Source organism: Halomonas sp. NyZ770, from assembly GCF_020616575.1.
Classification (GTDB): Bacteria; Pseudomonadota; Gammaproteobacteria; order Pseudomonadales; family Halomonadaceae; genus Vreelandella; species Vreelandella hamiltonii.
Genome location: NZ_CP085143.1, coordinates 2,057,873 through 2,078,884, shown reverse-complemented (window position 1 = coordinate 2,078,884; position 21,012 = coordinate 2,057,873). Strand labels below are relative to the sequence as shown.

The following is a 21,012-nucleotide window of genomic DNA, read 5'->3' as shown; positions in this document are numbered from 1 at the left end:
AGCCGCGATAGTGCCTAATACGATGACATTAAGGAACCGAAATGTTGCTTGCCTTTGTAGCAGTGGTGGTAGGGCTCGTCCTGCTGATCTGGAGTGCTGAAAAATTTATCGATGGCGCTGCTGCTACCTCGCGGTGGTTGGGGTTGTCGCCACTGCTGATCGGTATGCTGGTGATCGGATTCGGAACGTCGGCCCCTGAAATGATGGTCTCCGTACTGGCGGCCATGCAGGGTAATCCCGGGCTGGCGGTAGGCAATGCTTACGGATCCAATATTGCCAACATAGGGCTGGTGCTGGGTTTTGTGGCGCTTATAGCGCCGCTGGCGGTGCACTCCAGCGTTATTCGCAAGGAGATGCCGCTATTGGTGGCGGTCATGCTGCTGACCGGTTACATGCTGATGGATGGCTGGATTTCTCGCGGTGAGGCAGTGTTGCTGCTGGCCGCGCTAGGGATATTCATTACGGTCAGTATCATCCAGTCACGGCGTCATCAGGCGGATGCACTGACCGATGAAGTGACGGAGAGCCTGGACAGCAAGCCGCTGTCACGTGGTATGGCATTGATGTGGACGCTGGTGGGGTTAGTGCTGTTGGTAGCCAGCTCGCGTCTGTTGGTGTGGGGCGCGGTAGAAATTGCCGTAGGATTTGGTGTCAGCGATCTCATCATCGGTTTGACGGTGGTGGCCGTCGGTACGTCGCTACCCGAGCTTGCCTCGTCCATCAGTGCCTTGAGGCGCAAAGAGCACGATATGGTGCTGGGCAACGTGGTGGGCTCCAATCTGTTCAATAGTTTGGCCGTGGTAGGGTTGGCGGGGGTCATCACGCCTATCGAAGCGGGTCGTGAGGTGCTGGTGCGTGACTGGAGCGTGATGACCTTCATGACGCTGATGATGGTGCTGTTTGCATTCTCCTGGCGTGGCCGTCCGCGGCGGATCAATCGTCTGGAGGGTGGCGTGCTGTTTTCCCTGTTTGTCGCGTACACCGGCTACATGGTCAGTCTGGTGGTGATGACATGACTTTTTTTAATTGAAAAAGAGCAGTTTGCCTGAATGGCATGCGTCAATGCGACACAGCTTTTTGGGCAAACTTGCGCTGTATAACGGGTGTCGAAGCGTTAAAATGCAACACAGCTAAAGAATAAGCTTAGTGCTTATAACTAAAATGCGGTGCCATTAAGGCTCAACTAAGCTTGTGTAACCCATTGATGGGATATTGATCCAGGTCTTAGGAGCGTGTGATGGAACTCGACCCCCTTGTACTATCGCGAATGCAGTTCGCCTTCGTTGTATCGTTTCATGCGATCTTTCCGGTCTTCACCATCGGACTGGCGTCTTACATAGCGCTGCTTCATGGGCTGTTCTTCAAGACCAACAACCCCGCCTGGGACCGCCTGGCACTGTTCTGGACCAAGGTGTTTGCCGTGGTCTTCGGCATGGGCGTAGTCTCCGGGATCGTCATGTCTTTCCAGTTTGGCACCAACTGGAGCAACTTCTCCCAGGCAGCGTCCAACTTCCTCGGGCCGGTGCTCAGCTACGAGGTCGTTACCGCTTTCTTCCTTGAAGCGGCATTCCTCGGTGTCCTGCTCTTTGGCCGAGGCAAGGTGCCACAAGGGGTGCACCTGTTTGCTGCCATCATGGTGGCGATCGGTACGTTCATTTCGTCGTTCTGGATTCTTTCTGCCAACAGCTGGATGCATACACCGGCAGGGGTAGAACTCATCGACTATCGGTTCCACGTGGTTTCCTGGACCGAAGCGATATTCAATCCCTCCTTTCCTTACCGCTTCGCGCACATGGCCATGGCATCCTTCTTGACCGGTGGCTTCGTGGTGGCCGGTGTGAGTGCCTGGTTCCTGCTTCGTGGTCGCGACCCGGAAGCCAACCGTCGAGCGCTTTCCATGTGCCTTTGGTTGCTGCTGTTTCTGGCGCCAGCCCAGGCGGTCGTGGGTGACTTCCATGGTTTGAATACACTGGAGCACCAGCCGGCCAAAGTGGCGGCCATGGAAGGGCATTGGGAAACCTCTGGCAACGTTCCGTTGCTGCTGTTCGCCATCCCGGACCAGGAAGCGCAAACCAATCGCTTTGAAATCGGCATTCCCAATCTTGCCAGCCTCATCCTGACCCACTCTACGGATGGGGTTATTCAGGGGCTGAATGAATTTGCTCCTGAAGAGCAGCCACCGGTCTGGATCGTCTTCTGGGCGTTCCGCGTGATGGTGGGGATCGGTCTGTTGATGATTGCCACCGCCCTGACAGGACTGTTGCTGCGTCGCAAAGGCAAATTCCATCAGCACACCGGGTTCCTCAAGACGCTGGTGTACATGATCCCCATGCCGTTCGTCGCCGTGCTGGCTGGTTGGATCGTGACCGAGTCAGGACGTGCCCCATGGCTGGTATACGGCATGATGACCCATGCGGAAGGCGTTACGCCTTCGCTGACCGGCCCCATGGCGCTGTTTACGCTGGTGGGCTACGTGCTGGTGTACGCGGTGGTGTTCTATGCCGGTATCTACTATCTGACCCGCGTGGTACGTAACGGCATGCTGCCCAAGGAAGAGCGTGAAACGGCAGGCGACAATTTCAGACGCCCCATGCGTCCACTGTCGGCCACGGAAACTCCCTTTGATGACGATGTCGACCCGGTGAGGAACTGAGACATGGAAATGTTTGATCTGACGATAATCTGGGCAGGCATCATCGGGTTCGGGTTGATGATGTACGTGCTGATGGACGGTTTCGATCTGGGGCTTGGAATTCTGTATCCCTTCGCCCCGGACGAAGACGCCCGGGATGTGATGATGAACTCCGTGGCGCCGGTCTGGGACGGCAACGAGACGTGGCTGGTGTTGGCGGGTGCCGGTTTGCTCGGGGCTTTCCCGCTGGTCTATTCGGTCTTCCTGCCCGCACTCTATATTGGCGTGTTCTTGATGCTGGCGGGGCTTATTTTTCGGGGGGTGGCCTTCGAGTTCCGCTTCAAGTCCCGGCGCAATCGTCGCTGGTGGAACCGCGCCTTCTGCTGGGGCTCCGGCGTAGCCGCTTTCGCTCAAGGGGCGGTGGTCGGTGCTTACATTCAGGGGTTTCATGTCGAAAACTTTGCCTTTGCAGGTGGCGCTTTCGATTGGCTGACGCCATTCTCGGTACTGACCGGCTTCGGCCTGATGGCAGGTTATGCGTTGCTGGGAGCCACCTGGCTGATCTTGAAATCCGAGGGCCATATTCAGGAGTGGGCGTACAAGATCACGCCGCTGCTGTTGGCGCTGGTACTGGGCGTCTTCGGTATCATCAGCATCTGGACTCCGTTCGTGAATCCGGTGGTCTGGGAGCGCTGGTTCGGTCATTTGCAGCTGATCTGGGTGTTCCCGGCATTGGCGCTGCTGTCGGCCTTCATGGTGTATCGCTCCGTGAAACGTCGTGACGAGGGTATTCCCTTCGTGGCCACCATCGGCATCTACGTGTTCACCTACCTGGGGCTGATCGTCAGCAAGTGGCCCATCATCGTGCCCCCCAACTACACGCTGTGGGATGCCGCCTCCGCCCCTGAATCTCAGCTGTTCCTGCTGATCGGTGTGCTGTTCGTCATTCCGATCATCCTGACCTACACCGCCTGGACCTACTGGGTCTTCCGCGGCAAGGTGCGCGTCGGCGAAGGGTACCACTGATTCATGGCCCCTCCTGCGGCCCAGTCGAATTCGTTGACGCCGCGCCGTTGGCTGAGCACGCTGGCTCGTCGTGAGCGTGCTCGGCTGGCGCTGGCGGCGTGCTTCGGCGTGCTGTCCGGCGCTCAGACGATCTTGCTGGTGGTCGGGTTGGCGTGGTCGATCGAGCAACTGGTCGTTCATGGCCGCTCACCTGTCACGCTGGTGCCCGTGCTGCTCGGCCTGGTGGTCGCCGTGGCGTTGCGCTCACTGTTTCTTGCCCTGCAAGAGTCGTTCAGTGCAACTGCCAGCTTGCGCATCCGTCAGTACGCTCGGGAGCAGGTCTTGAACAAGATCGCCGCGCTAGGCCCGGTCTGGATGACGCGGCAGCAGAGCGGGGCCCTGGCGACCCAGTCGGTCGAGCACATCGAAGCCCTCGATGGCTATTTCGCGCGCTTCCTCCCGCAAATGCGCATCGTGCTTTTGCTGCCACTGCTGATTGCCGTCGTGGTGGGCTGGCTCGACTATCTGGTGGCCATCTTCTTGCTGCTCTCTGCGCCATTGATTCCGCTGTTCATGGCGCTGGTCGGCATGGGGGCAGAGCGTCTCAACAAGGAGCAGTTTGCTTCCGTTGCCAGGCTCTCGGCGCATTTCGTCGACCGCGTACGCGGCATGACGACGCTGCAGCTATTTGGTCATACGCGTGCTGCCCAGCAGGACGTCTGGTATGCCACCGACCAGTATCGCCGCCTGAGCATGCGCACTCTCAGGCTGGCATTTCTCTCGTCAGCGGTATTGGAATTTTTTGCCTCGGTGGCCATCGCCGTCGTCGCCATGTACGTGGGGTTTGGTCTGTTGGGCTATATCGATTACGGTCCTTCCCCCTCGCTGACCCTGTTCAGTGGTCTGGCGGTGTTGCTACTGGCTCCGGAGTTCTTCCAGCCTTTGCGTACCCTCTCGCAGCATTATCACGACCGTGCTGCGGCGCTGGGGGCGGCAGAGAGTATCGTGACCATCCTCAATGAGCCTGACGTGGTGCCGACCCGGTTTGACGCCCCCGTCGAACCCGATGCATTGATTGAATTGGTGGATGCCGAGGTGGGCTATGGTCGGCACTCGGCGGTCTTGACGGGTGTCTCGGCCACGATACGTCAGGCAGATGTGGTGGTCATTACCGGAGAGTCAGGCAGTGGCAAGTCTTCCTTGCTGGCGCTGATGGCCGGTTTCATGGCGCCTCTGCGTGGCGCTTGCAGAGTCCGCCAGGGCGAGCAAGTGGCGTGGCTGGATCAATCACCCTGCATCATTCAAGGTTCGTTGGCCGATAACCTGCGCCTGGCGGCGCCTGATGCGACACTGGCTGCCATGCAGGAGGCCCTGGAAAACGCAGGCCTGGGTGAACTGTTGGCTGCCTTGCCCCATGGCCTGGAGACGGTGGTAGGGGAGCGCGGGGTCGGCTTGTCGGGAGGTCAGGCGCAGCGCTTGACCCTGGCTCGAGTATTTCTCAGCCAGGCACCGCTGGTGTTGTTGGATGAGCCCACGGCCAGCCTTGATTCGGCGACGGAAAAGAGCGTGATCGACGCACTGCTGGCCTGGTCGGCGGAAGGGCGAACGTTGGTCATGGCAACACATCACCCTGCGGTGATGTCCGTTGCCACTCGCCACTGGGTGTGTCGAGACGGCCAGCTTCACGAGGTGGCACCATGAAGTTTCTGCACAATGACCTGAGCCCATGGCTGGCGCTCATGTTAAGGCGCAGGCAGCGCTTCCTCGTGGGTGCGCTGCTGGTATGGGTAACGTTGCTGGCGGGCCTAGCGCTGCTGGGTTTGTCCGGCTGGTTCATTGCGGCGTGTGCCCTGGCGGGCATTGCGCTGGCGGCTGGGTTGCCGTCATCACTGGATATTTATGTGCCCGGCGGCGGCATTCGTTTTTTTGCCTTGCTGCGCACCGTCGCTCGATACACCGAGCGGCTCTACAACCACAATACCGTGCTGACGCTGCTGGCGGATTTACGCTATCGCGTCTTCGGTGACTTGACGCGCCTGGATGACGCATCGTTGCGGCGTCGGCGAGTCGGTGAGTGGTTGAGTCGCCTGACGTCGGATATCGATGCCCTGGATAGCCTGTATCTGCGCCTGCTGGTGCCGCCAGTAGTGGCCTTGTTGAGTGTCTGGATCATTGCAGGTTTCATCGCTATCTGGTTGCCGCTGGTGGGAGCCGTCGTGGCCAGTGTATTGACGCTGCTGTGGCTGGTCATCACCCTGGGCTTTGCCAGGCTGGGTTTCACAAACAGCCATCGGCAAGTGGATGATCAGGAGGAGCTTCGGCGGCTGGTGTTGGATCAGGTACAGGCGTCCGCTGAGCTGATGAGCTACCGAACCAGTGACTGGTATCGCAGGAAAATACGATCTCACGAACAGCAAGCGCTGGATAACCAGCGTCAGCTGGCCGTGAAGGCCGCGCTGGGAAATGCGCTACTGATGGCGGTAACGGGGCTGTTGATCATTGGTGTGCTCTGGTTGGGGAGTCTGGCACTGGCCGAGCAGCGCGTGGTGGGCCCCATCATGGTCATGGCCGTGATTGCCGTGTTTGGTATCAATGAGGTGCTGGCCAGCCTGCCTGCCGCTTTTGTGCGGTTTGGCGCCAGCCACGGGGCGGCCCAGCGGCTGAATGCTCTGCAGGCGACACAAGGGCAAACGCGTGTGGGCTCGCTTCCGGATGACGAGGGTGGCCATGCCCTGCAACTGCGTGAGGTCATGTTCCGTTATCCGGATGCGGCGGGCTGGGCGATATGCCAGGTTTCCCTGACCCTGCCCGCCGGTCAACGCGGTGCCATCATGGGTATTTCGGGTTCGGGCAAATCGACGCTGGCCAATTTGATCATGGGCCGCATCTCTCCCACTGAAGGGGACGTGTGGGTGGCGGAGCATGCACCCTCGGCCGTTACCCTCGAAAGTAGCGCAGCACATATGGGGTACCTCCCCCAGCAAATAGACCTGTTCGATGGTTCGCTGGCCGATAACCTGCGGATCGCCAAGCCTGACGCGACAGACGAAGAGCTTTGGCAGGTGCTTGCCCAGGTCGCTCTCTCGGACTGGGCGAAACGCCAGCCTCGTCAGTTGGCGACTCAGGTGGGAGAAAGAGGGCAGCAGCTTTCAGGCGGGCAGGCGCGCAGAGTGGCGTTGGCGAGGCTGTTCTTACGCTCGCCCTCGGTGGTATTGCTGGATGAGCCCTTCGCGGGAGTGGATGCGGCAACCGCCCGGCACGTGGCGGCCTCGCTGGACGCCTGGTTGGTAGGCCGTACGGCGATTTTCTTTGTTCATCAAGTGGATGATGCGGCCCTGGTGCCGGGTTTGGCTCATCAATGGTGGCTTGATGGTGGTAAGTTAATTCACGATACTTCACTTTGATATTCACCGAATCGGCAAGTAGGCGGCGACCATGAACGACTTTTTACGACACCTTCCCAAGGCTGAGCTTCACTTGCATATCGAAGGTTCTCTCGAGCCAGAACTGATGTTCCAACTGGCGGAGCGTAACGGCATCGAACTCCCCTATGCCACGGTCGAAGAGGCCAAGGCAGCTTACGATTTCAAAGACCTGCAAGGGTTTCTGAATCTTTATTACCAGGGCATGAACGTCTTGCGCAGCGAACGGGACTTCTATGACCTGGCCATGGATTATTTCAAGCGTGCCCGCTCGGAAGGCGTGCTGCATATCGATATGCACTTCGATCCCCAGGCTCACCTGCAGCGTGGAGTGCCTCTGGAGGTGGTCATGGCGGGACTGCTCAGGGCCAAGCAGGAGGCCGAGAGTCAGCTGGATCTTTCAGTGGGCATGATCATGGCCTTCCTGAGAGATCGGCCAGCCGACGAGGCACTTCACGTTCTCGAGCAGGCGGCACCCTACTGGAAAATGCTGGATGCCATTGGCTTGGACAGCGCCGAGCGTGACAACCCGCCCGAGAAGTTTCAGGCCCTGTTTGCGCGCGCCAAGGAGCTTGGGCTGGTGCGTGTGGCCCATGCGGGCGAGGAGGGGCCTGCCGCTTACATTACGCAAGCCCTGGACCTGTTGGACGTTCAGCGCATCGACCACGGCGTGCGCTGTCTCGAAAGCGAAGACGTCGTGCAGCGCCTCAAGGAGTCTCAAACGGTACTGACCGTGTGCCCGCTCTCCAATGTCAGCTTGAAAGTGGTCGATCAATTGGATCAGCATCCGCTACCGGCGTTGTTGGAAGCGGGGCTGAAGGTCACTATAAGCTCTGACGATCCTGCTTATTTTGGTGGTGGGCTGCTCGAAAATCATATCGCCTGTGCCGATGCCTTTGGCTGGGGAGAAGATACCTTCAAATGGCTGAACCGCAATGCCATGGAAGAAGCCTTCGTCAGCGACGCGCGACGCGCCGAACTGCTGAAGCGCCTGGAGGCAGCCTGACATAGCCTGCCGCCGCCCCTATGGGCGGCGGCATAGTGCATCAGGGTAGAGCGGGCACCTCGAAATCGGGCATTTCACCTGTCAGGGAGTGCAGAAACGCCGTGATGTTATCGATGGTGGGTTCGTCAAACTCACGTCCCAGCATTTCCTGGCCCATGATGGCCACCGCTTCTTCAAGCGTTTCGGTGGCACCATTGTTCATGTACGGGTAAGTGACGCCGACATTGCGCAAGGTGGGAGTGCGGAAGCGGTACTGGTCTCTTTCCTCGCCAGTCACCACGTAGCGACCCAAATCTTTCGAGCCCGGCACCTGAATGGCGTGGAACTGGCTATCGGTAAAGTTGGCGCCGCGATGGCAGGCGATACAGCCATTATCCACGAAAGCTACCATGCCCTCTTTTGCCTGATCGCTGATGGCGTCCATATCACCCCGCAAATAACGATCGAAAGGTGCATTGGGCGTGTTGAGCGTTCTCTGGAAGGCGGCCAGTGCCTTGGCCAGGTTCTCGGCATTGATGGGGTCATCCTGGTCGGGGTACGCTTCCGTGAAGCGCTCCTGGTAGAGCTCGAACTCTGCCAACCTGTCCAGGGCGTGTTCCAGCTGCATGGCCATCTCGACATCGGCTTCGATGGGGCCCAGCGCTTGACCCTCCAAATCCGGCTCCCGTCCATCCCAGAATTGCGATCCCAGGAAACCACTGTTGAGTACGGTGGGTGTGTTGCGTTCGCCAACCTGACCGTTATGGCCCACGGCTCTAGGAATGCGATCCGACCAGCCGAGCGCCGGGTTATGGCAAGTGGCACAGCTGATGACACCGCTGGCGGAGATCCTGGGCTCGAAAAACAGCATGTTGCCCAGCATCACCTTTTCATCGGTCTGTGAATTGTGGGCAGGTAAAGGTGGTAAGTGGGGCAGCGGTTCGAACCTGTCGCGGTAGCTACCGAGTTCGTCGTCTGCCCACAGTGCAGTCGTGCCTAATAGCGCGACACTCGCAAGTCCGATGGCAATACGTGATGTTGTCATGGTTTCCCCCTCCTGTTTGACCGGTCTGGTGTGCACCGTTCTTTTCAGCGGTGCTTCAACAAGTCTAAAAAAGCGGGGAAGGGCGGGGCTTGCCTCAGGTCAACTTTCCGGCCATTGGTGACCCGCAGGTGCTTGAACGGTGAATGAGAAAAAAGCTTGACGATCAAAAAGAATTGGGTAGAATACGCCCCACATCGAACGGCAACGCCGATAGATGGCTCTTTAACAATTTGATCAGGTAATTCATGTGGGCGCTTGCCGATGAGGGTGAATCATCACCTAATATCAAGGCAAGCGAACATCAAGATACTCTTCGGAGTATCGCAGTGAATTCGTTTGAACCTTGAGCCAAGTTTGATCCGCTTTTGTTGCCTTCGGGCAGCGAGTAAGGATCGCATTGATCTTAAACTGAAGAGTTTGATCATGGCTCAGATTGAACGCTGGCGGCAGGCCTAACACATGCAAGTCGAGCGGTAACAGGGGTAGCTTGCTACCCGCTGACGAGCGGCGGACGGGTGAGTAATGCATAGGAATCTGCCCGATAGTGGGGGATAACCTGGGGAAACCCAGGCTAATACCGCATACGTCCTACGGGAGAAAGGGGGCTTCGGCTCCCGCTATCGGATGAGCCTATGTCGGATTAGCTAGTTGGTGAGGTAAAGGCTCACCAAGGCGACGATCCGTAGCTGGTCTGAGAGGATGATCAGCCACATCGGGACTGAGACACGGCCCGAACTCCTACGGGAGGCAGCAGTGGGGAATATTGGACAATGGGGGGAACCCTGATCCAGCCATGCCGCGTGTGTGAAGAAGGCCCTCGGGTTGTAAAGCACTTTCAGTGAGGAAGAACGCCTGGTGGTTAATACCCATCAGGAAAGACATCACTCACAGAAGAAGCACCGGCTAACTCCGTGCCAGCAGCCGCGGTAATACGGAGGGTGCGAGCGTTAATCGGAATTACTGGGCGTAAAGCGCGCGTAGGTGGCTTGATAAGCCGGTTGTGAAAGCCCCGGGCTCAACCTGGGAACGGCATCCGGAACTGTCAAGCTAGAGTGCAGGAGAGGAAGGTAGAATTCCCGGTGTAGCGGTGAAATGCGTAGAGATCGGGAGGAATACCAGTGGCGAAGGCGGCCTTCTGGACTGACACTGACACTGAGGTGCGAAAGCGTGGGTAGCAAACAGGATTAGATACCCTGGTAGTCCACGCCGTAAACGATGTCGACCAGCCGTTGGGTGCCTAGCGCACTTTGTGGCGAAGTTAACGCGATAAGTCGACCGCCTGGGGAGTACGGCCGCAAGGTTAAAACTCAAATGAATTGACGGGGGCCCGCACAAGCGGTGGAGCATGTGGTTTAATTCGATGCAACGCGAAGAACCTTACCTACTCTTGACATCCTGCGAATTCGGTAGAGATACCTTAGTGCCTTCGGGAACGCAGAGACAGGTGCTGCATGGCTGTCGTCAGCTCGTGTTGTGAAATGTTGGGTTAAGTCCCGTAACGAGCGCAACCCTTGTCCTTATTTGCCAGCGCGTAATGGCGGGAACTCTAAGGAGACTGCCGGTGACAAACCGGAGGAAGGTGGGGACGACGTCAAGTCATCATGGCCCTTACGAGTAGGGCTACACACGTGCTACAATGGTCGGTACAAAGGGTTGCCAACTCGCGAGAGTGAGCCAATCCCGAAAAGCCGATCTCAGTCCGGATCGGAGTCTGCAACTCGACTCCGTGAAGTCGGAATCGCTAGTAATCGTGGATCAGAATGCCACGGTGAATACGTTCCCGGGCCTTGTACACACCGCCCGTCACACCATGGGAGTGGACTGCACCAGAAGTGGTTAGCCTAACGCAAGAGGGCGATCACCACGGTGTGGTTCATGACTGGGGTGAAGTCGTAACAAGGTAGCCGTAGGGGAACCTGCGGCTGGATCACCTCCTTAAACGATGTCTTCCCCTCGCGGCAAGCGCTCACAATGAATTACCTGATCAGATGATAGAGCAAACGGTTTTCGCACGACCCCTCTTGGGTCTGTAGCTCAGTTGGTTAGAGCGCACCCCTGATAAGGGTGAGGTCGGCAGTTCAAATCTGCCCAGACCCACCAAATTCCTGTTACGCCGAAACGACGACATCGCCCCCTGCAGCTTGCTGCAATGTGCGGTTCATTGACGTGTCTGCGAGGAATTTATAACAAGAGGTTGGTCTTGCATAACACGATGGGGCCATAGCTCAGCTGGGAGAGCGCCTGCCTTGCACGCAGGAGGTCAGCGGTTCGATCCCGCTTGGCTCCACCATATCGCGTCGTACCAGGTGACACCTCCTGTGCTTCTCGTACCGTTTGTTGGTTTTGTGACCATTGATAAGCCAGAACGCACTGCGTCGTCTTATCACTGTTCATAGAACAGTCGCTCTTTAACAATGTATATCATGCTGACAGAAACGTGTTTAACACGTTTCTACGTAAATTGTATTGTGATACGTCTCAAGCGTATCCGGCAATCGTTATCATTGCGAACCCCAGACTCCTTCGGGTTATAGGGTCAAGCAATGAAGCGCACACGGTGGATGCCTAGGCAGCCAGAGGCGATGAAAGACGTGGTAGCCTGCGATAAGGTTCGGTGAGGTGGCAAACGACCTGCGACCCGGACATCTCTGAATGGGGAAACCCACTCATCACAAGATGAGTATCTTGCGCTGAATACATAGGCGTAAGAGGCGAACCAGGGGAACTGAAACATCTAAGTACCCTGAGGAAAAGAAATCAACCGAGATTCCCCTAGTAGCGGCGAGCGAACGGGGACCAGCCCTTAAGCGTGTGACGGATTAGACGAACAGATTGGGAAGTCTGGCCATAGCGGGTGATAGCCCCGTAGTCGAAAATCTGATCACGTGAAATCGAGTAGGTCGGGGCACGAGAAACCTTGACTGAAGACGGGGGGACCATCCTCCAAGGCTAAATACTCCTGGCTGACCGATAGTGAACCAGTACCGTGAGGGAAAGGCGAAAAGAACCCCGGAGAGGGGAGTGAAATAGATCCTGAAACCGTGTGCGTACAAGCAGTAGGAGCAGACTTGTTCTGTGACTGCGTACCTTTTGTATAATGGGTCAGCGACTTATATTCAGTGGCGAGGTTAACCGTATAGGGGAGCCGTAGGGAAACCGAGTCTTAACTGGGCGACACAGTCGCTGGATATAGACCCGAAACCGAGCGATCTATCCATGAGCAGGGTGAAGGTTGAGTAACATCAACTGGAGGCCCGAACCAGGATCTGTTGAAAAAGATTTGGATGACTTGTGGATCGGAGTGAAAGGCTAATCAAGCTCGGAGATAGCTGGTTCTCCTCGAAAGCTATTTAGGTAGCGCCTCACGTATCACCGCCGGGGGTAGAGCACTGTTTCGGCTAGGGGGTCATCCCGACTTACCAACCCGAGGCAAACTCCGAATACCGGTGAGTGCAAGCGTGGGAGACACACGGCGGGTGCTAACGTCCGTCGTGAAAAGGGAAACAACCCAGACCGTCAGCTAAGGTCCCCAAATCCTGGTTAAGTGGGAAACGATGTGGGAAGGCTCAGACAGCTAGGAGGTTGGCTTAGAAGCAGCCATCCTTTAAAGAAAGCGTAATAGCTCACTAGTCGAGTCGGCCTGCGCGGAAGATGTAACGGGGCTAAACCAGGTACCGAAGCTACGGGTTCATCCTTACGGATGAGCGGTAGAGGAGCGTCGTGTAAGCCGATGAAGGTGTGTTGAGAAGCATGCTGGAGGTATCACGAGTGCGAATGCTGACATGAGTAACGATAAAGGGAGTGAAAAACTCCCTCGCCGGAAGACCAAGGGTTTCTGTTCGACGCTAATCGGAGCAGAGTGAGTCGGCCCCTAAGGCGAGGCCGAAAGGCGTAGTCGATGGGAAACGGGTCAATATTCCCGTACCGGACATGATTGCGATGGGGGGACGGAGAAGGCTAGGTGAGCCAGGCGTTGGTTGTCCTGGTGAAAGTGAGTAGGCTTGGGTCTCAGGTAAATCCGGGACCCTCCAAGGCCGAGACACGAAACGAAGACACTACGGTGTCGAAGTCATTGATGCCACGCTTCCAGGAAAAGCCTCTAAGCTTCAGATCATGTGCGACCGTACCCCAAACCGACACAGGTGGTCAGGGTGAGAATCCCAAGGCGCTTGAGAGAACTCGGGTGAAGGAACTAGGCAAAATGGTGCCGTAACTTCGGGAGAAGGCACGCCGGCGTAGGGTGACGAGACTTGCTCTCCAAGCCCGAACCGGTCGAAGATACCAGGTGGCTGCAACTGTTTAGTAAAAACACAGCACTCTGCCAACTCGCAAGAGGACGTATAGGGTGTGACGCCTGCCCGGTGCCGGAAGGTTAAGTGATGGTGTTAGGATTCGTCCGAAGCTCTTGATCGAAGCCCCGGTAAACGGCGGCCGTAACTATAACGGTCCTAAGGTAGCGAAATTCCTTGTCGGGTAAGTTCCGACCTGCACGAATGGCGTAATGATGGCCACGCTGTCTCCACCCGAGACTCAGTGAAATTGAAATCGCCGTGAAGATGCGGTGTACCCGCGGCTAGACGGAAAGACCCCGTGAACCTTTACTATAGCTTCACACTGGACGCTGATGTTGCCTGTGTAGGATAGCTGGGAGGCTTTGAACCTCGGACGCCAGTTCGAGGGGAGCCAACCTTGAAATACCAGCCTGGCATCATTGGCGTTCTCACTCAGGTCCGTGATCCGGATCGAGGACAGTGTGTGGTGGGTAGTTTGACTGGGGCGGTCTCCTCCCAAAGCGTAACGGAGGAGCACGAAGGTACCCTCAGCACGGTCGGACATCGTGCAATGAGTGCAAGAGCATAAGGGTGCTTGACTGCGAGACAGACACGTCGAGCAGGTGCGAAAGCAGGTTCTAGTGATCCGGTGGTTCTGTATGGAAGGGCCATCGCTCAACGGATAAAAGGTACTCCGGGGATAACAGGCTGATACCGCCCAAGAGTTCACATCGACGGCGGTGTTTGGCACCTCGATGTCGGCTCATCACATCCTGGGGCTGAAGTCGGTCCCAAGGGTATGGCTGTTCGCCATTTAAAGTGGTACGCGAGCTGGGTTTAGAACGTCGTGAGACAGTTCGGTCCCTATCTGCCGTGGGCGTTGGATGTTTGAGAAGAGCTGCTCCTAGTACGAGAGGACCGGAGTGGACGACCCTCTGGTGTTCCGGTTGTCACGCCAGTGGCATTGCCGGGTAGCTATGGTCGGACGGGATAACCGCTGAAAGCATCTAAGCGGGAAGCCCCCTTCAAGATGAGACATCCCTGAGGCCTAGAGCCTCCTGAAGGGCCCAGCGAGACCAGCTGGTTGATAGGCACGGTGTGGAAGCGCTGCAAGGCGTTGAGCTAACGTGTACTAATGGCCCGTGAGGCTTGACCCTATAACACCCAAGGGGTCTGGTCGTGATGATAACGAGGAGTGTGAACGCACTCGCAACACCGGATACGCCGCAGTGAGCCCAAGTGCTTGCTGACAAGAGACGCACACAATACACGTCAACGAATACGCAGCATGATATGCATTACCTGTTACGCCTGACGACCATAGCACGCGTGAACCACCTGATCCCATGCCGAACTCAGAAGTGAAACCGCTTAGCGCCGATGGTAGTGTGGGGTCTCCCCATGTGAGAGTAGGTCATCGTCAGGCACTTATCCCGTAGAAAGCCCCGAGCACACTGTGTTCGGGGCTTTTTGCTATGCGTTAAATTTGTCGTGGGAAGGGGCGTCGAGAAACGTTGGTTGGGAAAATTCCTGAGCAAAAAAACACCCAGCCTGTGGCTGGGTGAGAGTGACTTTACAAGAGATCGGTTGCTAGGCGTCTCTGCGGTGTTGGCATACGCCTCCGGCCCAGGTTTCATAGACAGCGCGGTCATCGGCGAGCATCATCAATGCAAATAGCCGTTCACCGAGGGTGGTGCAGTGCTGGCTACGTCGCTGTAGCAGTGACGTGGCGTCAGGGTCGATCACGACAAAGTCAGCTTCGTAGGAAGGGGCCAACTGTCCAATGTGGCTATCCAGAGAGAGGGCTTTGGCGTTGCCGTGGGTGAGGCCATAAAATCCTTGCCAGGCGGTCAGAGGCTGACCACGCAGTTGGCCTACCTGGTAGGCACTTTTCAAGGTGCCGAAGCCTGAAAGATCCGTGCCTGCGCCAATGTCGCTGGCATAGGTAAATGCCATGCCCGTCTCTCGGGCAGCGTCTCGGTCGAACAGGCCGCTACCCAGGAACAGGTTGGAGCTGGGGCAAAAGGCGATATTGGCGCCGCGCTCTGCCAACCGTTGGCGCATGCCGTTGTCCAAATGGATACCGTGGGCAAAGGTGCTGCGTGGGCCGACGAGTCCTGCTTCTTCGTAAACGGCCAAATAGTCTCGACTGCCGGGAAACAGTTCCGCCACCCAGTCCAGTTCTCCGCTGTTCTCGGCGAGGTGGGTCTGCAGCCATAGGGTAGGGTCATTGCGCAGCAGGGCACCTGCCGCGTCCATTTGTGCTCTGGTCGAGGTGGGCGCAAAACGCGGGGTAACGCTGTAACCGAGGCGCTGCTTCCCATGCCAGTCCTCGATGAGTCGCTCTGTGTCGGAGATACCCGAGACGCCATCCATCAAGGCATCGGGGGCATTGCGATCCATCAGTACCTTGCCTACCAGCATGCGCAGCTGCCGCTTTTGGCAGGCTGCAAAAAAGGCATCCACGGAGCCTGGGTGGCTCGAGCCAAACACTTGCGCGGTGGTGGTACCTGCGCGCAGCATTTCGCTCAAGAACGCTTCCGATAACGCCTTGGCGTGATCATGATTGGCGAACTGGCACTCGGCCGGAAACGTGTAGTCATTCAGCCAATCCAGCAGTTGGCGCCCATAAGAGGCCATGATGTCCAACTGGACATAGTGGACGTGAGTATCGATGAATCCGGGCATGATGAGCTTGCCTCGATGGTCGATCACTTCCGCTGCTTTCGGCAACTGATCAACCAGCTCGGCATAATGCCCCGCTGCATGGATATGCCCACCCTTCAGCCACAAGAGGCCGTCAGCATAGTGTTCCAGACTGCCAGGGTGGGGCAGGTTGCCATCGCCGGGGTCATTGGGAAAGCTGATCAATTCAGCGCGGATAAGTGTATCGGTGGGCAAGGTCATATCAACTCGAGTGCGTTGCAGTAGGGGCAAAAAGCGCGCGTAGCGTAGCGCTATCCAGGCCACGGGTCTCAGTGGCATAGGGTTGGTCGGTCAACCAGAGTAATTCCGTCACCACGCTCAGCGCGATGGCGTAGGGGGTTTTATTGCTGAGCTTGGTATTCCTGACCGAGCCGATGGGGCAGCGCACGCGCTGCAGTATCGGCTGGTCGACACCTGCTCGGGAAAGGCGCCCTTTGAAGCTCGCCCACTTGCTGTCGGAGCCTATCAGCCCAATGGACGCAATATCGGCGCGCTCCAGCAACCCCTTGATCAAGGCATAATCCTCATCATGATCGTGGGTCATGACCAGAGCATGGGTGCCAAGGGGTAAGCCTGCCACCGTATCTCCAACGTCGCCTAGCAAATGACAACTCAAGCGTGCTCGAGGGACATCTGACTGGAAAGCATCGGCGCGGCTGTCATACCAATCGAGCTGCCAAGGCAGAGGAGCGCTGAGTTTGACGATCTCGCGTCCGACATGCCCTGCGCCGAACAGGGCAATGTGAGCGGTGGCGCCCAGAAATACTTCCAGCAGGACGTTGACCAGCCCGCCACAGCACTGCCCGCTACGACCGCCCAGCGAAAAGGATTCCAGTGAGAACCCCGCCTGGCGCTGGCTCAATAGGGAGCGAGCCTGCTGAATGGTCTGCCACTCGAAGGTGCCGCCGCCCAGCGTATCGAAGACAGCGTGTTCGGTAATCACCATGCGTGCGCCAGGCTCACGAGGCGTGGAGCCTGCGCTGGTCATCTGGGTGGCCAAGACATGAGGCGTGCCGTGGCGTTGACAATGGTCGAGGGCGGCGTGCCAAGTCATGGGCATTTCATGGGTCATAAGGCACTTTTCCGAATGGCATGCGACGCCAGCATGACGCGCTCGGGCGTGGCCGGGGTATCCAGACGCGGCGAGCTGCGGTAGTCATCCAGGCTGGCGAGGGCATCGCGCAAGGCTGACCAGACGCATATCCCCAGCATGAAGGGCGGCTCACCCACCGCTTTGGAGCGGTACAGGCTGGCCATGGAGTTAGGGTGTCCTTCCAGCAGTTCGACATTGAAGACGCTGGGCAGATCACCAAAGGTAGGAATCTTGTAGGTCGCTGGACCATCGCTGACCAGCGTCCCTTCACTGTTCCATTTGAGCTCTTCGCTGGTCAGCCAGCCCATGCCCTGGATGAACCCGCCTTCTACCTGACCAATATCGATGGCTGGGTTGAGCGAGTTGCCCACATCATGAAGTATGTCGACACGGTCGACCTGATACTCGCCGGTCAAAGTGTCGACGCTGACCTCCGCCGCGGCCGCGCCAAAGGCGTAATAATAAAATGGGCGGCCTTGGCCAGTTGCGCGATTGTAATGAATCAGTGGCGTCGCGTAGAAGCCTTTCTCGGACAGCGAAACCCGGTGTAGATATGCCGTCTGCACCAGCTCGCCCCAGGGAATGCGGCGTTCACTTTCGCCGATGCCTGCGATGAGCATGCCGTCCCTCAGCTCCATGCCTTCACGATCCAGCCCACCCTCGAAGTGGTTGGCGGCAAAATCGAACAGACGCTCACGCAGTTTGATGGCAGCATCGCGGGCGGCCATGCCGTTCAAATCCGCACCGCTGGAGGCTGCCGTGGGGGAAGTGTTCGGCACCTTGTCCGTTCGTGTGGCGCTGATGCGTACGCTCTCCAGGTCCAGCCCCAGTTCCAGAGCCACCACCTGGCAGATCTTGGTGTGCAGGCCTTGCCCCATTTCAGTGCCGCCGTGGTTGATCAGGATGCTGCCATCGGTATAGACGTGTAGCAGTGCGCCGGCCTGGTTGAGGTGCTGGGCGGTGAAGGAGATGCCGAACTTGACGGGTGTCAGTGCCAGTCCTTTCTTGATGACGGAGCTGGAGACATTGAAATCCCGTATCTGCTGTCGACGCGTCCAGTACTCGCTGCGTTGCTCGAGGCGCTCGACGAGCGTGTGAAGCAACTGCTTCTGGTCGACCTGTTGCCCGTAATGGGTCATGTCGCGTTCTGGGCGGTAAAAGTTGCGCTTGCGGATGGTCAGCGGGTCTTCACCGACATGGCGGGCAATATCGTCCATGGCCGCTTCGATGATCATCATGCCCTGGGGGCCGCCAAATCCGCGAAAAGCGGTGTTCGACGCAGTGTGGGTGCGGGCTCGGTGGCCGGTGACACGGGCATTGCCCAGTGAGTAGGCATTGTCTGCGTGAAACATGGCGCGGTCGACGATGGCATCGGAAAGATCGGGAGAGTAGCCGCAGTCGCCGATCACGGTAATGTCGCTGCCTTGAATCACTCCCTGTGAATCGATGGCCAGCCGATAGCGGTTGTGAAAGGGGTGGCGCTTGCCAGTGGCGCGCATGTCGTCACGTCTGGGTAGGCGAAGACGCGTGGCCTTGCCGGTGCGTCGTGCGATGAGGGCAGCAATGCAGGCCCAGGGGGATGCCTGGGTTTCCTTGCCTCCAAAACCACCCCCCATGCGCCGTACTTCCACCGTGACGGCATGAAACGGGATACCCAGCACTTCGGCAACCAGCTTTTGGGTTTCACTGGGGTGCTGGTTGGAGGTATGTACCATGACGCCTTCGTCTTCGCTCGGAATGACGACGCAGGCCTGGCCCTCCAGGTAGAAGTGCTCTTGTCCACCAATGAACAGCGCGCCTTCCAGCACGTGTTCGGCTTGCTCCAGTGTGGCCTGCCAGTCACCACGCTGCTGGGTGTGGCTGGGACGAACGAACTCCTGTTGAGCAGCGGCTTGAACGGCATCCAGCTGTGCTGGCAGCTTGTCGATCTGCACATTGGCAAGCAGCATCGCGTGACGCGCCGCACTCAGGGAAGTGGCAGCCACGGCGAACAGGCACTGCCCTGAATAGCTGATCTCGCGCTCGACGAAGATAGGGTCGCCAGGGAAGACCGGGCCGATGTCCGTGTGGCCAGGCACGTCGTGGAATGTGATCACGTCGACCACGCCGGGGGCGGTGCGAACGGCCTCCAGGTCGAGGTGCGTCAAGGTTCCGTGGGCCACGGGTGAGAGCCCCAGAGCCACGTGTAAAGCATCAGCAGGTGTCTTGAGGTCGTCGATATAGAGCGCTTTCCCCGTCACATGTTTTTCGGCGCTCTCATGAAAGCTGGAGGACCCCGCCTGGCGCTGTCCGCTGCTGTCCACGGTATGGCGTGCCAAGGGTGCCGCGCCATGTATACGCTGGTCGAGCTCATGCCGGGCCCGGCGACTGTCGTTGTCGAGTTTAGTGAGCGTACGCATGCAACATGACCTCCTGTTCTGGTGATGATAGCGACAAGTAGAGTCGTTCCAGCAGATTGGCGGCCGCCAACTGACGATACTGCTGGCTGCCTCGCACGTCACTCATGGGCTCGAACTCATCTTGCAGCGCTTGCCGAGCCGCTTGAAAGGCCTGTTTGCCTACCCTTTGCCCTTCCAGCGCGGCCTCCGTTGCCGGAGCGCGCCGGGGCGTGGCGGCCATTCCACCGAAGGCGATGCGCACGTCGCTTAACTTGCCGTCGTCCAAGCGGTAGCTAAAGGCACCCAGAACGGCAGAGATATCGTCTTCACGGCGTTTTGAGAGCTTCCACACTCTGAGTGAAGCACTCTTCTCCAGCGCCGGAATGAAGATACGTGTGATGACCTCATCGGCGGCCAGGGCCGTTTTTTTGTAATCGATAAAGAATGCCTGCAGCGGCAAACAGCGGGTACCCGCATGGCTGGCAAGTTCGAGGTGAGCGCCGAGTGCCAGGAGTACGGGTGGGGTATCGCCAATGGGGGATGCATTGGCGATATTGCCGCCCAGAGTTCCCCGGTTACGCACTTGTTCCGAGCCCAGCCGGTGGAGCAGGTGCGCGAAAGCGGGGAAGTGTGTTGCCAGCAGCGGAGCAAGCCGCGAATAGGTCACCGCCGCGCCGACCCACCATCCTTCCTGCCCCTGAAAGGTCGCTGACGAGATCATGCTCAGCTCGGGCACGCGGGTGGTATCGATCAGTTGATCCAGTGCGGACAGGCGCTGGGTCGTTTCCAGCCATAGGTCCGTGGCGCCGGCGACCAACCTGGCATTGGGCAGATCACGCCGCAGCGCTGTCAGTTCGCTCAGGGAGCTCGGCTGAGCAAATAGCGGACCTTCCTGAAAGGCTTGTGTGGAGTTGTCGCCATCCTGAGAGTCAGCAAGCGTCGCATCCCACCATTGAGGCGGCTGCCAGTCGCTGGCGTGCATGGTCAGCGCGGCATCACGAATCGGGCGATAGCCCGTGCAGCGGCAAAGGTTGCCACCCAGCGCGGCTTCCAGACGCTCGGGCGTCAAGGGGGCAGGTTGGCGCTGCTGCTGCGTATGCAAACTGAACAGCGACATGACGATGCCCGGCGTACAGAAACCGCACTGGCTGCCGTGGCAGTCGATCATGGCGCGCTGCGCAGGGTGCAAGGAGTTGCCCTGTGAAAGGCCTTCCACAGTGACGAGATGCTGACCGTGCAGTTGGTGAGCCGGCGTAATGCACGCATTGACCGTCAGGAACGGTGGCTGATCGGGGTCGCTGCTTTTCAAGGCGACTGTGCAAGCACCGCAGTCGCCGGAAGCGCAGCCCTCTTTTGTGCCCGTGGCCCCCAAATGGTCGCGTAACAGCGTTAGAATACTGGTCTCAGGGGGCACTCGACACTGTTGACGGGTGCCATTGAGCAGAAACTCAATCGTTGCCATGCCAAACTCCGTT

Annotated in this window: 11 protein-coding genes, 2 tRNA genes and 3 rRNA genes; 11 read left to right on the top strand and 5 right to left on the bottom strand. The window is 58.1% G+C overall.

From position 1 onward, the window contains the following. Positions 1 to 41: 41 nt before the first annotated feature. The 6 genes from LG409_RS09560 (at position 42) to LG409_RS09535 (ending at position 8,065) form a co-directional block, all read left to right on the top strand. A complete protein-coding gene (locus LG409_RS09560; protein ID WP_096922908.1) occupies positions 42 to 1,016 on the top strand; it encodes a calcium/sodium antiporter in 975 nt (324 codons plus the stop codon). A gap of 221 nt (positions 1,017 to 1,237) precedes the next feature. After that, positions 1,238 to 2,653 carry a cytochrome ubiquinol oxidase subunit I gene (locus LG409_RS09555; RefSeq protein WP_039182128.1) on the top strand — a complete coding sequence of 472 codons (1,416 nt, stop codon included), beginning with the start codon at positions 1,238 to 1,240 and terminating at the stop codon, positions 2,651 to 2,653. A 3-nt stretch (positions 2,654 to 2,656) separates the two neighbouring features. Then, complete coding sequence (cydB, locus tag LG409_RS09550; protein WP_039182126.1) at positions 2,657 to 3,658, top strand: cytochrome d ubiquinol oxidase subunit II; 1,002 nt, start codon at positions 2,657 to 2,659, stop codon at positions 3,656 to 3,658. A gap of 3 nt (positions 3,659 to 3,661) precedes the next feature. Next, positions 3,662 to 5,338 (top strand): thiol reductant ABC exporter subunit CydD, encoded by a 1,677-nt coding sequence (gene cydD / locus LG409_RS09545; protein WP_227406545.1) that lies wholly within the window; start codon positions 3,662 to 3,664, stop codon positions 5,336 to 5,338. Continuing rightward, a complete protein-coding gene (gene cydC, locus LG409_RS09540) occupies positions 5,335 to 7,041 on the top strand; it encodes a thiol reductant ABC exporter subunit CydC (RefSeq protein WP_227406544.1) in 1,707 nt (568 codons plus the stop codon). The genes cydD and cydC overlap by 4 nt, the downstream gene beginning before the upstream one ends. A gap of 31 nt (positions 7,042 to 7,072) precedes the next feature. Beyond that, a complete protein-coding gene (locus LG409_RS09535; RefSeq protein WP_227406543.1) occupies positions 7,073 to 8,065 on the top strand; it encodes an adenosine deaminase in 993 nt (330 codons plus the stop codon). Positions 8,066 to 8,105: 40 nt separating this feature from the next. Here the strand turns inward: LG409_RS09535 and LG409_RS09530 are convergent, their stop codons facing one another. Continuing rightward, on the bottom strand, positions 8,106 to 9,089 hold the full coding sequence (locus tag LG409_RS09530; protein ID WP_096922911.1) for a cytochrome-c peroxidase: 984 nt from the start codon (positions 9,087 to 9,089) through the stop codon (positions 8,106 to 8,108). 405 nt (positions 9,090 to 9,494) lie between these two features. On the opposite strand from LG409_RS09530, the gene LG409_RS09525 reads away from it, so the two are divergent. The 5 genes from LG409_RS09525 to rrf all read left to right on the top strand — a co-directional run bounded on the left by LG409_RS09525 (position 9,495) and on the right by rrf (position 14,786). Continuing rightward, positions 9,495 to 11,027: ribosomal RNA gene (locus tag LG409_RS09525) — 16S ribosomal RNA — on the top strand. Between the two features lie 85 nt (positions 11,028 to 11,112). Further along, positions 11,113 to 11,189, top strand: a tRNA-Ile gene (locus LG409_RS09520). A gap of 114 nt (positions 11,190 to 11,303) precedes the next feature. Next, a tRNA-Ala gene (locus LG409_RS09515) sits at positions 11,304 to 11,379 on the top strand. Positions 11,380 to 11,623: 244 nt separating this feature from the next. Beyond that, positions 11,624 to 14,517, top strand: a 23S ribosomal RNA gene (locus LG409_RS09510). A 153-nt stretch (positions 14,518 to 14,670) separates the two neighbouring features. After that, positions 14,671 to 14,786 (top strand): 5S ribosomal RNA (gene rrf / locus LG409_RS09505). The 16S, 23S and 5S rRNA genes sit together here with 2 tRNA genes alongside, the layout of an rRNA operon. Before the next feature lie 164 nt (positions 14,787 to 14,950). Here rrf and guaD read toward each other — a convergent pair. The 4 genes from guaD to xdhA are packed head-to-tail and all read right to left on the bottom strand — an operon-like array spanning position 14,951 to position 20,999. Beyond that, entirely contained in the window at positions 14,951 to 16,267 is a 1,317-nt protein-coding gene (guaD, locus tag LG409_RS09500) for a guanine deaminase (protein ID WP_096922912.1), read from the bottom strand. A 1-nt stretch (position 16,268) separates the two neighbouring features. After that, the gene (gene xdhC, locus LG409_RS09495) at positions 16,269 to 17,138 is read right to left on the bottom strand and encodes a xanthine dehydrogenase accessory protein XdhC (RefSeq protein WP_096922913.1); all 870 of its coding nucleotides are present in this window, start codon (positions 17,136 to 17,138) and stop codon (positions 16,269 to 16,271) included. Beyond that, positions 17,135 to 19,558 carry a xanthine dehydrogenase molybdopterin binding subunit gene (gene xdhB / locus LG409_RS09490; protein ID WP_227406541.1) on the bottom strand — a complete coding sequence of 808 codons (2,424 nt, stop codon included), beginning with the start codon at positions 19,556 to 19,558 and terminating at the stop codon, positions 17,135 to 17,137. The genes xdhC and xdhB overlap by 4 nt, the downstream gene beginning before the upstream one ends. Beyond that, positions 19,542 to 20,999 (bottom strand): xanthine dehydrogenase small subunit, encoded by a 1,458-nt coding sequence (xdhA, locus tag LG409_RS09485; RefSeq protein WP_227406540.1) that lies wholly within the window; start codon positions 20,997 to 20,999, stop codon positions 19,542 to 19,544. The genes xdhB and xdhA overlap by 17 nt, the downstream gene beginning before the upstream one ends. Between the last annotated feature and the right edge of the window lie 13 nt (positions 21,000 to 21,012).